Origin of the sequence: Chitinophaga agri (assembly GCF_010093065.1) — a bacterium.
Taxonomy (GTDB): domain Bacteria; phylum Bacteroidota; class Bacteroidia; order Chitinophagales; family Chitinophagaceae; genus Chitinophaga; species Chitinophaga agri.
Window position 1 is genome coordinate 7,935,640 of record NZ_CP048113.1, and the last position, 14,853, is coordinate 7,950,492.

Genomic DNA, 14,853 nt, shown 5'->3' on the forward strand with positions numbered 1-14,853 from the left:
AGATTTTAGCTTAATTTTTTTATTCCTTATACCTTAAATATTCATCCGTGAAGACGAGAATTTTATTATTGTCAGGCATGTTTGCCCTGACCTCTTTCTATGCGCAGGCACAAAATAATATTTTAAAAAGTCTTTACCTGACTGATACGGCGGCTCTTAGTTCAGGTGGTGCATCTTTAATAAGACTGTATAGTGGTGCTGCGACCAGCGATCGCCTGAGATGGGCTATTGGTACGGTTGCTCCTGAGACGGGCAGTAATGTGGGATCCAGTTTCAGACTCTTCAGATACGCGGATAATGGCGCATTGCTGGGTACTGTTATAGCAATTGATCGCAATACAGGTCGTGTTGACGCACCGTTAGGTTTTCGTGTAGGTACACTCCTGGCTACACAATCTGTAGCCAGTGACCAGCCGGGCTACGGTGCTGGTATCTTTGGTACTGGAACCGGGTCAAACAACCAGTCTGTCTTAGGTTTTTATGAATCAAATGGTAGTGTAAGACAGGGATATGTAGGCAAGGGGTTCGCAAGTTCTACTAATGCTGATATATACCTGGTTTCCGAGATCGGTGGTGTAGCGTTGGGTGCAAAGAACGGTTATATCAACCTGGTAAATGGTACCGCTAATATCATCAAATTTAACGCTGCAGGTTATGGTGCCCCTACAATCAATACAAGAAGTCTGGGCAGCAAGATCGTTCTCCATGATGCGGTATCTTCATCTTCCACTAACATGGATTATGCCATCGGACTGGAAAATGGCGCTTCTACCTATGGATGGTTCGCTGTACCAACCAATACCACTGCCCATGGCTGGAACTTCTACGGTGGTACTACAAAGGTTGGTAATCTGGATGGCGCAGGTAACCTTAACCTTGCTGGGAATGTGTTTATTGGTACGACTTCGACGCAGGTTACATTAAAAGTGAATGGTGTGATTAATGCCCGCAATATGACGGTGGTAACTACCGGCTGGCCTGACTATGTGTTTGGTGAAGACTACAAACTGCCTTCTTTACAGGAGATCAGCAACTACATCAAAGAAAATCACCACCTGCCGAACGTGCCGGCTGCTGCCGAGGTAGAAAAGAATGGCCTGGATGTAGGAGAAATGCAGAAAAAGATGATGGAAAAGATCGAAGAGTTAACTTTGCACCTTATCAGACTGGACGAGGAGAATCGTCAGCTGAAAGCTGAAGTTGAAAAAATGAAAGCATCTAAGTGATGAATGAAAGCGGTCACCGTTATTTTGTTATAAACAAACCTTACAACATGGTCTCCCAGTTTATCAGTCCTGACAAGGTCAGGCTGCTGGGAGACCTTGATTTTGATTTCCCGGAGGGAACGCATGCTGTAGGCCGGCTGGACAATAATTCAGAAGGCTTATTGTTACTAACCACCAATAAGAGGGTCACCCGTCTGCTTTTTGAAAGTGAGCAACCCCATAAAAGAACTTACCTGGTGATGGTGAAGAATATCGTTACCCAGGAGACGATCGAAAAGCTGCGACAGGGTGTTACCATCCGTATCAAGGGTGGGGTAGACTGGGTCACTACGCCCTGTGAAGCCGAGATCGTGGAGAAGCCAGCCTACATGCTTCCCAGAATACATCATCCCCTGAAAGAATTCTTACCACATTCCTGGTTGCGGATCACCCTTACAGAGGGGAAATTCCATCAGGTACGGAAGATGACGGCGGCGATCCATCACCACTGTGACCGCCTGATACGGGAATCCATAGAAGACCTGCAACTGGGCGACCTCCCTCCAGGAGGCGTCCGGGAAATGGAGGAGACGGAGTTCTTCCGGTTGCTGAAAATAGAGAACTGGCAACCTGAAGCGTCAATATTGCCGCAGGAATGAGCAATATGCCATTAGTTTACTGTTAAGATTCTTGGTATTTTGCCGGCTTCGTTATCATGCTTAAAGAATCTATTATGTTTAAACCATTCAGGCTTACGGGCGCCGTGGTATTCTGCGTATTGCTCGGTATCTCCGCAGTTCATGCACAGGATGCGGACCCGGCACGTTATGCTATTGTCCCTTATCCACAGGAACTGGTACCTGCTGCGGGCGAGTTTGTGATCACACCGAAAACCAAACTGGTATTACCTTCCAACAAAGCATTTTTCAGTAATGAGGCTGCACAATTGCAGACGCTGATCAGACAGGGCCTGGGAAAGGCGTTGCCTGTTGCCGGTAAAGCGGGTAACGGCACGATCGTGCTGAAACAAAACGACCAGCTGGCAGGAGAAGAAGATTACACACTGGAGGTTACTCCCCAGCAGCTGATCATCTCTGCCAAAACGCCGACAGGTATGTTCCGTGCGGTACAGACGATCCGTCAACTGCTACCGGCAAACATAGAAGGCGTTAAAAATGCGAAACTGCCAAAGCTGACAGTACCTGCGGTTAAGATCACTGACCATCCTGTATACGGCTGGCGTGGGATGCACCTGGACGTGTCAAGGCATTTCTTCTCAGTAGATTATCTGAAGAAATTCATTGACCTGCTGGCACTGTACAAAATGAATAAATTTCATATCCACCTGACGGACGACCAGGGTTGGCGTATTGAGATCAAAAAATACCCTTTGCTGACAGAACAGGGCGCATGGCGTGAATTCAATAACCAGGATTCCGTGTGCATGCAGAAAGCAAAGACCAATCCTGATATGGAGATCGATAAATCCCATATCATCCAGAAAGATGGTAAAACACTCTACGGAGGTTTCTATACGCAGGCGCAGATGAAAGAGGTGATCGCGTATGCGACTGCCCGTCATATTGAAATGATCCCGGAAATTGACATGCCTGGTCATATGATGGCGGCTATCAAATCCTATCCTTATCTGAGCTGTGTGGGTGGTTCTACATGGGGCCCGTTATTCACCACACCTATTTGTCCATGTAATGAATCGACCTTTGAATTTGCAGAAAATGTTTATTCAGAGATCTTCGCCCTTTTTCCTTCCCAATACGTCCACCTCGGTGCGGATGAAGTAGAGAAAAGTACCTGGGCAAAATCTCCTGCCTGCGAAGCGATCATGAAGGCTAACAACCTGAAAACAGTAGAAGAGCTGCAGAGTTATTTTGTGAAGAGAATGGAGAAGTTCTTCAACTCCAAAGGCAAGAAACTGATCGGATGGGACGAGATCCTGGAAGGTGGTATCAGTGAAACGGCTATCCTGATGTACTGGCGTAGCTGGGTGCCTGATGCGCCGGTGCATGCAGCACAACATGGCAACAAGGTGATCATGACGCCGGGTAATCCGCTGTACTTCGATACACCGCCTGACCGTAATTCAGTTTCTAATGTCTACCATTTCAACCCCGTACCTAAAGGATTAACACCTGAACAGGAAAAGTTCATCATTGGTGCACAGGCGAATACGTGGACGGAATATATTCCTTCCGAGAAGAGAGCGGATTTCATGATGTTCCCACGTATGACAGCACTGGCTGAAGTACTGTGGACACACCGCCAGGATTACGACAACTATCTGCTCAGACTGAACAAACAATACAAAAGACTGGACCAGCTGAAGGTGCATTACCGTATGCCGGACCTGGATGGCTTTACGGACGATAACGTGCTGGTTGGTAAGACCGTTCTGAAACTCCAGAAACCATCTCCGGAAATTACGATCCGTTATACGACGGATGGTACTGCTCCGACAATGTCATCTGCTGAGTTACCGGAGGCATTCATTGTTCCTGGTCCTGGTACCATCAAACTGGCTTCTTTCAGCCCATCCGGCAGCAGCAGTGATATCTATACGCTGAACTATCGTCAGCAGTCATTCTTTCCGCCGGTGAACCTGTTCAAGGCGCCGGAAGCCGGATTACAGGTACAGTATTTCGATAGCTCCTACAGGAGCGTGACTAAACTGCCTGATACATCAGACAGCATCGTATATGTGACCAATGCAGTGATCCCGGCTGGTATGGGTAAAGGTGGCAAAGCTTTCGGTGCGAAGATCACCGGTTATATAGACGTTCCGGAGACAGCTATATACAGCTTCTTCCTGACGGCAGATGATGGTGCTAACTTATATATCCAGGGTGATAAAGTGGTTGACAATGATGGCTGGCATGCCCCGGTACAGAAGAGTGGTCAGGTAGCGTTGCAGAAGGGACTGCACCCGTTTGAGATCAAGTTTGTGGAAGGCGGTGGCGGATATACGCTGAAGCTGGAATACCGCGTGAATGGTGGTAAGATCCAGGCGGTGCCAGATGCGTGGTTTAAGCGAAATTAGGAATTGAACAGATTCGATCTCGCATATTTGAAGAGCGCTCCCGGCTATTGGTCAGGAGCGCTCTTTCGTTTGCAGCAGTCTATTATTATCAATAAATCCTAATTCCTAGTAATTGGGATTCTGATAATACGTCCCAGCTTCCTGTAACGTATTCAGGAACGTAGTAGGGATCGGCCGTACCTCATTTCTGTTGTCCATAAAGTACTGGCCGACGTCCGGATTAGTGGACATCAGATAAGCCTTGTTCAGCTTTTTGGTACGTTTCAGGTCATAGTATCGCACATATTCCCCACACAGTTCCCGGGCTCTTTCGTCGAGGACGGTCTGCACGGTGACACCACCTCCCAGCGGAAGTGCGCCCGCCCTGGTCCTGACCTTATTGATGTATTGCTGTTCCATCCCTCCGCCGGCATATATAGCAGCTTCGGCGGCGATCAGGTATACTTCCGGCATGCGCATCATAAAGGTGGCATTCAGGTTGCCATAGCGGTTATTATTAGGGTTGTTGACGTAGTAGTTACTACTGTTGTGTTTCATCAGCGATGGATAGAAACTGAAGAACGGGTTGGTAGTTTGCGTGCCGCCACCGTCCAGTGGTCTGTTCACCCTGTTGTACTGCATCTTCACTGTTTTGGCATTCGCATCGTATACATCAGCGAAGTCCACTACGAGGTAAGGTTGTGATAGTTTGGTCGCCGCCTTTGCCGTGTAGTCAGGATCGCTGGGATGTATGAAGGTAATGCCCTGGTCTCCGTTACTGAGTTGGGTGGTATTGTTAATTTCACCTGACCGGTCAAATATCTTCAGGGCAGCGTCTGTCCAAGTATAACCCGCTTTATTGACGGTCCAGGAGGTTTGGAAGGATTTATGATAGCGGGGATCAAGTGTACCGTCAGGTTGCACATAAAGTCCCAGCAGATAGGCAGTAGGCATGAATTGTCCACCAGAACGACGCCCCCAGGTGGTATAATCCGCACCCACCTGTTGCATCGCGCCGAAATCGGTCACCACGCAATAGAACAGTTCATTGTTCATATTCATGTTCCAGGCATTGTTGCTCACGCCTCCGATCACGAAACGATGTGACCATAAGGATTCTCTGTTAGTGTAATTGTTCGTTTCCAGGAATACATCATCGAAGGTAGGATACATGAAAGTATTATACTTCGTACCACCGCTTTCACAATCATCGATCAGCATTTTCGCTGTTTCGAGCGCCTTGCCGGCCAGCGCTTTGGTGTCATCATATTCCACCGTCTGCAGATAGGCACGCGCCAGAAAGCCGAGTGCTGATTTTTTGGAAGGTTTTGTAGTGCCATTATCTACGGGTAACCATTGTGCGGCAAATTGCAGATCCGGAATAATTACATTGTTATAGATGTCGAGTGGTGTGCCTTTTTCCGGGCGAAGGTTGACAGTCGCAACAGGCTCAGTAGTGACAGTCACGCCGCCGAATTGTTCTACCAGGTTGTAGTAGTACATCGCCCGCAGGAAATAAGCTTCTGCCACGACTTTCTTCCGCTCGTCTTCTGACGTGAACGGAGCGACGGATGCATATTTGATAGCGGTATTGCAGGAGCCGATACCATCATAGCATGCATTCCAGAGGTCTTTGCCCATCGTCAGATTGGGGGCGGCGCCTGCACTGTATTTAAAGAACTGAGAAAAGGACACGCCATTCTTCTGGTAGTTCCAGAGATCAGTGCCACCTTCACAGAACATCATCCACTGGTTATAGCCGTACAGACTACGTTCCATACCGAAGTAGCAGTTGTTGACCAGTTTCCTGTAGCCATCAACAGAAGATGCGGCAACAGCATCAATGGTGAATCCGGATGGATTGACCTCTTCAAGGGAGCAGGAGGAAATGCCTGTCAGTAAGCTAAGCAATAGTGTCGATAATATGCTGGTTTTCATTGAATTCAAATTAAAAAGTGATGTTCATCCCAAATACATAGGTGGCGAAGAGCGGAAAGGTATCAGAGCCGCCTGTTTCAGGGTCGGTACCTTTCAGATCGCGGTTTTTGGTATAGACCAGTGGGTTGTAGGCGGAAGCGTATATTCTGCCTTTGGAGATGTGTGCGTATTTAGTCAGCCGTGACGGGAACGTGTAACCGGCAGTGATAGTTTTGATCTTGATAAAAGAGCCATCTACATAACGCAGCGATTCTATACCAAGTGTACTGTTAATACCAGGGCGGGGGTAGCGGGCAGGCTGATTCTCAGGTGTCCAGTAGTTGATGCCGGCGGGCTGACCGTCCTCATTGGTAGTGTACCATCCCAGCAGGCTGCTGTTGAGCATTTGTCCCCAGCGTACCATCGTAAATATATTCAGGTCAAAGTTGCGGAACGTGACGTTATTGTTGACGCCCAGTAACCATTTAGGGACGGAAGAACCCAGTATCATACGGTCATTCTGTGAGTAGGGATGTACGCCTTTGTCACCCACACCATTAGCATCAAACTTCTCGACAGTAGCCACCTTTACAAAGCCGGGTTTGGCGCCATACAGTGCGGCAGTAGTGGCTTCTGCTGTAGACCAGATGCCCTGGTATTTATAGTTATAGTGTGCGCTGATCGGTTGACCCTGAAACAGATTTTCCAGGATGACATCACCATCGGGTAGATAAACGATCTTTTCCCTGTTGCTGGTGAAAGAGAAGTTGGTGCTCCATTCAAAAGCAGGTTTGACAATGTTCCGCGTATTGAGGGAGAGCTCAAAACCTTTGTTGTTTGTTTGTCCGATGTTCTGCCACATCTGCAGCGGAGAGGCCCAGGTGGTCAGTCCGGCGGTCACTGGTAATGTACGTTTAAAGAGCAGCCCTTTCGTATCTGTGTTGTATACTTCACCAGCCAGTGTTATACGTCGTTTCAGCAGGGAGAGGTCGATACCGATATTCGTATTGTAGCTTCTTTCCCAGCTGATAAGCGGATTAGAATAGGTCCCAGCATATTGTACGTTGGGAACAAGTTTGCCGTCCAGTGAGATGGCCTGGAACATGGCCGCCTGCGTTTGAGAGGAGTAGGCGGACATACCACCTGAGTTACCGGTAACACCATATCCCGCGCGAAGTTTCAGTTCATCCATCCATCCTTTGGCACCCTGCATAAATCCTTCGTCGGAGAGGCGCCACGCTACTACGCCGGCCGGGAAGGTGCTCCATTTATGACCTTTGGCGAGATGAGATACACCGTCCCATCTGTTGGTCAGTGTTAGGAGGTATTTACCTCTGAAACTATAATTGATCCTGCCCGCAAAGGACATGCGTTGCTTCTGTTCGTAAGAGGAAGCGATGCCTTGTTTCTGTGTGCCGTTGGCCAGGTTGTAGAACTGGTAATAGTCGAGTTCCTGTCCCTGACCGAGGGCGTTGTTATAGTCTGCGCTGTTCTTCGCCCAGGAGGTGATGCCGGTCAGCGTGAGCTGATGGTCGGTGGTGATGGTCTTGTTGTAGGTAACGATATTCTCCCACGTATATCCGTAGCTGAAAGCATTGTAGATCCCTGCCAGGGGATAAGCATAACCATTTACAACATTAGAAACCGCCTGTTTACCCCAGTACTTGCCATTACGTGAGTTGTTAAGCGTGACGCCGATCACGGAGCGATAGGTGAGGTCTTTATGTGGTTTTACATCGAGGTAGCCGGTCATGAATGCGTATGTGGAACGGGTATTATCCGCATACTGCATCGGGATCTGGTCACCCAGTGGTGTTGATTCCCCTTCTACAAACACGGGATTGATATTGCCCTGGGCATCATATGGATCGCCGAGTGGCAGGGCAGAGAGCGATTTGGTGAAGATGTTCTTTCCTCTTGCATTCTGGATAGAATAGTTTACGTTGATGTTGGCGCCAACTTTCATCCAGGACGCGATATCCCGGTCGAGGTTCATGCGGAGTGCGTACCTGTTGAGGTTCTCATTACTGAGGAGCCCCTCTTCTTTTGTGTAGGTAAAGGAAGTGTAGACCTTTGTTTTGCCGGAGCCATCCGCCAGTGAGAGGTGGTATTTCTGTTGTGTGGCGGTATTATCAGTGATCAGACCTACCCAGTCTATCCATTTGCCTTTGTTGTAGGCATCGAATACCGGTTCAGTGGTAAATATCTGGGACATGTCCTGTGGATACTCACCGTTCACCGTACGGTATAATTCCCTGCGATAATTGGTATACTCGTCACCAGTCATGCCGTGGAAGAAATGCGGGCTGCCGGAGAGACCATAGAATACGTCGAGGTTGACAGTGGACTTACCGGCTTTCCCTTTTTTCGTGGTGATGATAACGACCCCATTGGAGCCAGCGGAACCATAGATGGCGGTGGAGGATGCATCTTTGAGAATGTCTATAGAGGCAATGTCCGACGGGTTGATCTGGTCGTAACTGCTTTGTATACCGTCTACGATAAAGAGCGGACTGTTATCACCGTAAATCGAGCGGCTGCCACGCAGGAGGATATTGACATTTGTGCCTGCAGCACCGGATGGACGTGTGATATCCATACCGGCCACTTTTCCCTGCAGGGCTTCCATGGCATTATTGACAGGCGTAGCAGTGATATCGGCCTCCCTGATGGATACAACCGCACCTGTAAGATCCCGCTTTCTAACGGTGCCATACGCGATGACTACACGCTCACCGAGCTCCTGTACAGATGAGCTGAGTCTGATAGTCAGATGGGGCGCATCACCTGCGGTCACCTGGAGATGTTCAGCGTCAGTGGCCTTTGCCGTGGAGGCAGTGTAGCCTTTATCTGTTCGCTTCAATATGATTTCCATAGAATTATATCCCATGCTGGAGATGATCAATACTGCATTTTCAGGAACAGCAGTAAGGGTGAAATTACCGCTGGTATTGGTAGATGTACCGGCAGTGGTACCTTTGACACGGATAGCGGCGCCGATGACAGGGGCACCGTCCCTGTCCGTAATTTTTCCGCTGATGGTCACAGGAGGTCCGGAGGAGCGGTCAGCTGCAAGAGCGTGGCACATATGCACATGGAGGGCGCAGATGAGCATCAGCAGCATTGTTAGTTTTTTCATAAACGTTATTTTATAATGCATCAAGTGTTATCAATGGAAACCGCATACGGATAGGTATGGCTGGTCGGGCTATTCTCGTGGAATTGAAGCAATAAGTGTTTTAACGCATAGTACAGGCGATGTTTTTCACATGGAATTGTACGTTGGTCGAGTTTCTAATGGATATCAGGGGATAAATGTATAAAATAGGTGTGAGATTGACACTATATGGACTTGTTTTTTTTCTGAATGCAGTAGTAGTACTGCTTCGCGGTTTTAGGAATGTTTATTAGTATTGATAGCGAGCATATTCATTTTATCATGTGGAAGTGGCGCATTGCCCTTTCGGTACATTTTATTTTGTAATTTTGCCGGAAATCCCTGTACTGAGAAGCGCCCGTAGACTTACCCTGATATTTCGACCCGCCCAACTGGTACTAAATAAAAATTATTTACGATGATCCATTACTTAACATACGGTGATATCTTCAATATCGAAGGTGTGCTGAACTATGCGCATGGCTGTAATTGTGCCGGCGCGATGGGAAAGGGTATTGCGGTGCTTTTTAAGGAGAGATATCCGGAGATGTACAAAGAGTATAAGCGGCGGTGCAAAACGGGCGAATTGACGCCCGGAGATATCTATGTGTACAACTATGGAGCAGGGTATGTGTTCAATCTGGGAACACAGGTATCCTGGACGACAGGGGCGACGTTACCGGCGATTGAGCGGTCAATAGGGAAGATGCTGGCGTATGCATCAGCGCATGGTATTCTGAAGATCGCATTGCCGAGGATAGGGGCCGGACTCGGCCGGCTGGACTGGGATGAAGTGAAGGCGGTCATAGAGAAGGCGGCGGAGGCTTATCCGGTTGTAGCGTTATACATAGTCGAGAATAAATTGTAACAAATGAAAAGATACCTGCCAAAACAAAAGCTTGACATGGAAGCAGTGGAATATCTGCAGACGTGCAATTTCGCTGACATCCGGCAGGATGTACCCGCATTGCTGGAATGGCTGCAGGACCTGAACTGGATGGTAGGCGACGGGATAGGCGATTACCTGCGCCCTCATGTGAATGAGATAAAAGAAGATATACTGCCGATCCTGCTGTCAGATGATGATCAATGGAAGTATGGAATTGTGATATGTTTACTTTATACGACTACGGTTAAACTGGATGAAGCATACCTGCCGGTATTACAGCGGATGGCAGCAGATCCTGTCGGAGAAGAGAAGGACTGGGAGCTGGATGAATGGGCAGAGAAGATACTCAGGAAACAGGTGTAGCGGGATTGTTTGTTGCTAAGACCTTTTTGATGAAGGGGTAGTTGTTATTGGTAAGGTAACAGCTATCCTTTTTTCTATATGAATATGTGTAAAGAATATTACATTTGACCCGGATTTACCTATGAGATTGGTGATAATGATTTGTGACCTCATTTTCATTAACCTAAAACGGTATTTATGGAACATATCCTTTATCGCCAGGATGGCAGTGATAGCAGCTTTTTGTTATTAGCACCATAGTGTTTACTACAATATGAAAGAAAACTATGCGGATATTGAGGTAATGTGTTTTCACCTATCCAATGCCGACGCCGAAACTACCTACTACGACATCTGTCGTGATGGTATTCCCGTGATGGATATGGATAACTGGGACATAAAGAGCTTCTGGATGGCATATGGAGGATTCACTATTACACTGGATGGATATAAGACAGTATTTCATTCCGGTGGGTTTTACAACATCGTAAAGGCCACTACGTTCCTGTTAAATACGATTTACTGGCTCGAAGGGAAGTCGTCATGCTGGTTTAATGATCATGAAGGAGCTGAGGAGTTATTCATAAGTTTGGGGCTACATGAAACATTTAAGGTCCGGAAGAAGAATGAGCACGAGATATTATTATCTTATTACCGGGAGAATAATGCGGCAGTCAGGAAAAGAGGTGAACATTTTTTTCATGAACTGTTGTTAAGCAGGGATAGTTGGATCGATGCGTGTAAAATAGCATTGGGAGAATATTTTCAGATGGTCAGAGAAATAGCGGACGCACATCCCGAGTCGAAGCTGAAGCGGGTGCTTGACGAGTATTATGATGTCTGGATGGGAGTGAGTGGTATAAATATAAACAGACCAGTATAGTTATGACGATAGGGAAATTATAGCAATTACAGGAAGGCAGCACGCAATATGTGAACGATATACAGCTGCGTATGTCGAAGCTCCCTTTGATAAGATCATCGGCGTGGCAATAGAGACCTTTGCCGATAAGACGCTGATGCCTATACATGGATTAAGACGTGCCAAGGAACCGGCCCATACAACCGGATGGTATATATGGGCAGGAGCGTTTTCTGAAGCAGATGATTTCTTTAAACCTATGCATGTACATCATTTGCTGGAGTTGTATCCGGAGGTGCTGGATTATCTCGGATTAGCACCCGGCTGGCGATTCCTCTTTGATAATGAGCAATATGAGGATGTATGGTATGATGAGTGGCTGTTAAACAATTAATATTTTACGAACTAATTTCCCTATGCCTCAATATATAGATGCATATTTCCTGGTACCTTCCAGATCACCATCAGTGGTACACCGCTTTCTGGACAGGTTTCTGCCTCAGAGAGAACAATCATCGGAGAACTATCTCTTTCCTGCGGCTGATACAAACGAAACCGATATTCTTTTTTTAGATCCTTTTGAAGCCATCGCTTATATGGAAGCGAAACCAGATGAGTCACACGCTATTTACTGGCGTAATACGGATCTTAGTAATGCGATTCATCACGGAATGGTTTTTCATACTAACGATGGCATGATGATCTTAGGCGTATCTATTCCCGGTGGAGATCCTGAGGAAGACTATGCTATTGCAATTTTCAGGGAGATAGAAGCTTTTACGGGTGCCGAATGGGCTTGCATGACAGTGGAGGAACCGCCACCGGGTACTGAAGAAGAATTCCATGTCTTCTGTAAAGCAAGATTTCACCCAGGCGAAGCGACGGACGCGCCTGAACATGTCGTTCAGCATAAAGAGGAGTATTCCCGGGGATATTGGTGGTTGTTCTGTTATCTATTCCTTGAGTTGTTTTTTATGATCCTCATGATCGTGGAAGTTTACTATCAAGATCTGGGAATGGATCTGTTTGGCATGCATATGGTCTGGTTCACACCGGTATCGATATTAGTGGGACTTGTAACAATATTGTCGGCGGCGGTCTCTTATGACAAAGGAAGTATGTCAAAGGTGGCGTGCAGGCGTGTGGTATTAGTATCTATTGCTGTTAGTTTAGTACCTTGTTTGGTTTACTGGCTGATGTTAGCCTCCGGACATTGCTGATCAACCAACAATTGAGGCCGGATGAGAAGCCCCTTAATATTAATAAGAACGAATGAGAGTAGCCTGTTTAAATTTGTTTCAAGTATGATAAATTCATGCCGGCAAAAGAAATCTCTTCACATGCAGACTTAGGAATCATTCCATTGTTTACTGATTAGTATCTTGCTCCTTTACTGTGTTAAGCCGAAGTCACTTCCTCCACTTACAGACAATAATTTTAAACTAAGCGCTACGTATATATATTGCGCAGTATAGCTCTATTATTGCCTTGAATATCAGAATTGATTTTTCTTGGCAGTAAGTAAGATATTGCAGAAGAAAAATTTCCTGATATTAGGAATATTATTTTTCTTTGTACATATAATATACCTATGTCTATGTCACATACTATGTTCGTTTAATTAAAGCTTTGTTAACTACTGCATGTTTGTAAATAGTGGTGTTGGGATCGGGACTTTGCTGAAACTTCATGGCTGAAAGTTCGTTACAGCTTTTCTTATTGTTTATTTTAAAAGGACAATTTGCCGCTACATGACAGGGGCCGGGAACAGTAATGGCTATTGATGGCCAGTCATCATTCCCAAATATTTGTAAATGCTTACAGGCCTGCATGTAAGCATGCCTAACTGGTTGTATGATACACCGGATGTGGCGGCGTTTGCAGTAAAATTATGTGAATCTTTTGTTCATACTGAGAATGTTTCTCTTTATAATATACCTATGCGATTAAATAAAGCTTTTTTTCTTATCAGCCTATTCGGCTGGGCAGCTACCGTGAAAGCACAAACGCCCAATCTGCAGGCCGTTACCACGGCCGGTAATACCACCACTAACACCATTTCCATATGGAATAAAGATGGTTTGAATATAGGTGTTGACTCAACTGTAGGTTATACGATGCAAACACATTTTTTGCGACCGTCATTGACCGAGAACAGGACGATGCGCTTTGACTGTACCGCTAATACCGCCACGGGCGGTTGGGAGTTTTACAATGTCTATTCCAGTAAAAGCCTCTTGTACATTAAGCAGAATTCAGGTAACGTCGGCATTGGTACCACTGATCCTAAAGCGAAACTGGCTGTGAATGGTGACGTATATGCCAGACTGCTGCGCGTAAGACCTGACGGCTGGGCAGACTTTGTTTTCGAACCATCGTATCAGCTGATGTCATTACAGGAGCTGGAATCTTATATCAACACACATAAGCACCTGCCAGATGTGCCAACAGAAGAAGATGTACGCAGAGATGGTCTTGATCTGGGGGGGAACCAGGTTATTTTACTTCAGAAGATTGAGGAGTTGACATTACATCTCATTGATCAGGAGAAACGTGTTAATACCCAGAAAGCTCTGCTGAGTGCACAGGAAGCTGCTTTCACCGAGCAGGAAAAACGTTTGGCGGAGCTGGAGCGCAGATTAGCTGGCCAGTAGTAAGAGACACCGTTGTCATGTATAGTATTTCAATGTTTTAATTATCTATGAGTAATATCAGACTCTATTTAATAGCCGCATTATTAATGGCGGCAGGGAGAACGTTTGGTCAGACCCCTACTTTACAGGCAGTGACCGATCAGGGGAGGACTACAACTAATCCTGTAATAGTCAGGCATAGAGATGGACTCGCTTTTAATGTCGATCCCAGGAATGGTAACGTAAAAGTTCATTTTTTACGACCATCAACAACTGACATGCGTACGCTGAGGTTCGACTGTACCTCGAATGACGTTACAGCGGGATGGGAGTTCTATAATTCCAACACAGGGAAATCTCTTCTTTATATAAGACAGATCAGCGGCTTTGTTGGTATTAATACTGTTGGTACTCCTTCGACAATGTACAGGGTGCGCCTTGCCGTGAACGGAGATATGTTGGCTCATAAGGTAAAAGTAACAGTGAATAACTGGGCGGACTTTGTTTTTGATTCATCATATGCGTTGCCTTCCTTACAGGAAGTTGAAAGGTATGTAGCGGCTAACAAACATCTTCCTGATATCCCATCTGCAGAAGAGATCCGTATCTGGGACCAGGAGCTGGGAGGAATGCAGGCGAAAATGCTGCAGAAAATAGAAGAGTTGACTTTGCACCTGATCTTACAGGAAAAGGATCTTTCCCAGCAGGAGCAACTCATAAAGAATAACGAGGCATTACTTCAGGAGCGGGAAAAAAGAATTGCCGGCCTGGAAGCCAAAATGAAAAATCAATCCTTGAACCTTTAATATGTATC

12 protein-coding genes are annotated in these 14,853 nt (G+C 46.5%); 10 read left to right on the plus strand and 2 right to left on the minus strand.

Annotated features, from left to right (window positions below):
- The first annotated feature begins 47 nt into the window (after positions 1–47).
- The 3 genes from GWR21_RS31205 to GWR21_RS31215 all read left to right on the plus strand — a co-directional run bounded on the left by GWR21_RS31205 (position 48) and on the right by GWR21_RS31215 (position 4,260).
- Positions 48–1,226 carry a hypothetical protein gene (locus tag GWR21_RS31205; protein WP_162335598.1) on the plus strand — a complete coding sequence of 393 codons (1,179 nt, stop codon included), beginning with the start codon at positions 48–50 and terminating at the stop codon, positions 1,224–1,226.
- Positions 1,226–1,864, plus strand: coding sequence for a pseudouridine synthase (locus GWR21_RS31210; protein WP_162335599.1), 639 nt, complete (start codon positions 1,226–1,228; stop codon positions 1,862–1,864). The genes GWR21_RS31205 and GWR21_RS31210 overlap by 1 nt, the downstream gene beginning before the upstream one ends.
- Before the next feature lie 74 nt (positions 1,865–1,938).
- Positions 1,939–4,260 carry a family 20 glycosylhydrolase gene (locus GWR21_RS31215; RefSeq protein WP_162335600.1) on the plus strand — a complete coding sequence of 774 codons (2,322 nt, stop codon included), beginning with the start codon at positions 1,939–1,941 and terminating at the stop codon, positions 4,258–4,260.
- Between the two features lie 105 nt (positions 4,261–4,365).
- Here GWR21_RS31215 and GWR21_RS31220 read toward each other — a convergent pair whose 3' ends face one another.
- Positions 4,366–6,177: a RagB/SusD family nutrient uptake outer membrane protein gene (locus GWR21_RS31220; RefSeq protein ID WP_162335601.1), complete on the minus strand. Its 1,812-nt coding sequence runs from the start codon at positions 6,175–6,177 to the stop codon at positions 4,366–4,368.
- Positions 6,178–6,187: 10 nt separating this feature from the next.
- On the minus strand, positions 6,188–9,295 hold the full coding sequence (locus tag GWR21_RS31225) for a SusC/RagA family TonB-linked outer membrane protein (RefSeq protein WP_162335602.1): 3,108 nt from the start codon (positions 9,293–9,295) through the stop codon (positions 6,188–6,190).
- 436 nt (positions 9,296–9,731) lie between these two features.
- Here GWR21_RS31225 and GWR21_RS31230 point away from each other — a divergent pair, with 436 nt between their 5' ends.
- From GWR21_RS31230 to GWR21_RS31260, 7 genes are all read left to right on the plus strand, one after another.
- Entirely contained in the window at positions 9,732–10,181 is a 450-nt protein-coding gene (locus GWR21_RS31230) for a macro domain-containing protein (RefSeq protein WP_162335603.1), read from the plus strand.
- Between the two features lie 3 nt (positions 10,182–10,184).
- Positions 10,185–10,565: a DUF5071 domain-containing protein gene (locus GWR21_RS31235; protein WP_162335604.1), complete on the plus strand. Its 381-nt coding sequence runs from the start codon at positions 10,185–10,187 to the stop codon at positions 10,563–10,565.
- A gap of 253 nt (positions 10,566–10,818) precedes the next feature.
- Positions 10,819–11,427, plus strand: coding sequence for a hypothetical protein (locus GWR21_RS31240; RefSeq protein WP_162335605.1), 609 nt, complete (start codon positions 10,819–10,821; stop codon positions 11,425–11,427).
- A gap of 46 nt (positions 11,428–11,473) precedes the next feature.
- Positions 11,474–11,800, plus strand: coding sequence for an immunity protein Imm33 domain-containing protein (locus tag GWR21_RS31245; RefSeq protein WP_449508355.1), 327 nt, complete (start codon positions 11,474–11,476; stop codon positions 11,798–11,800).
- 22 nt (positions 11,801–11,822) lie between these two features.
- Positions 11,823–12,626 (plus strand): hypothetical protein, encoded by an 804-nt coding sequence (locus tag GWR21_RS31250; protein WP_162335606.1) that lies wholly within the window; start codon positions 11,823–11,825, stop codon positions 12,624–12,626.
- Positions 12,627–13,346: 720 nt separating this feature from the next.
- Complete coding sequence (locus GWR21_RS31255) at positions 13,347–14,060, plus strand: hypothetical protein (protein WP_162335607.1); 714 nt, start codon at positions 13,347–13,349, stop codon at positions 14,058–14,060.
- A 47-nt stretch (positions 14,061–14,107) separates the two neighbouring features.
- Positions 14,108–14,845, plus strand: coding sequence for a hypothetical protein (locus GWR21_RS31260; RefSeq protein ID WP_162335608.1), 738 nt, complete (start codon positions 14,108–14,110; stop codon positions 14,843–14,845).
- Positions 14,846–14,853 lie beyond the last annotated feature (8 nt).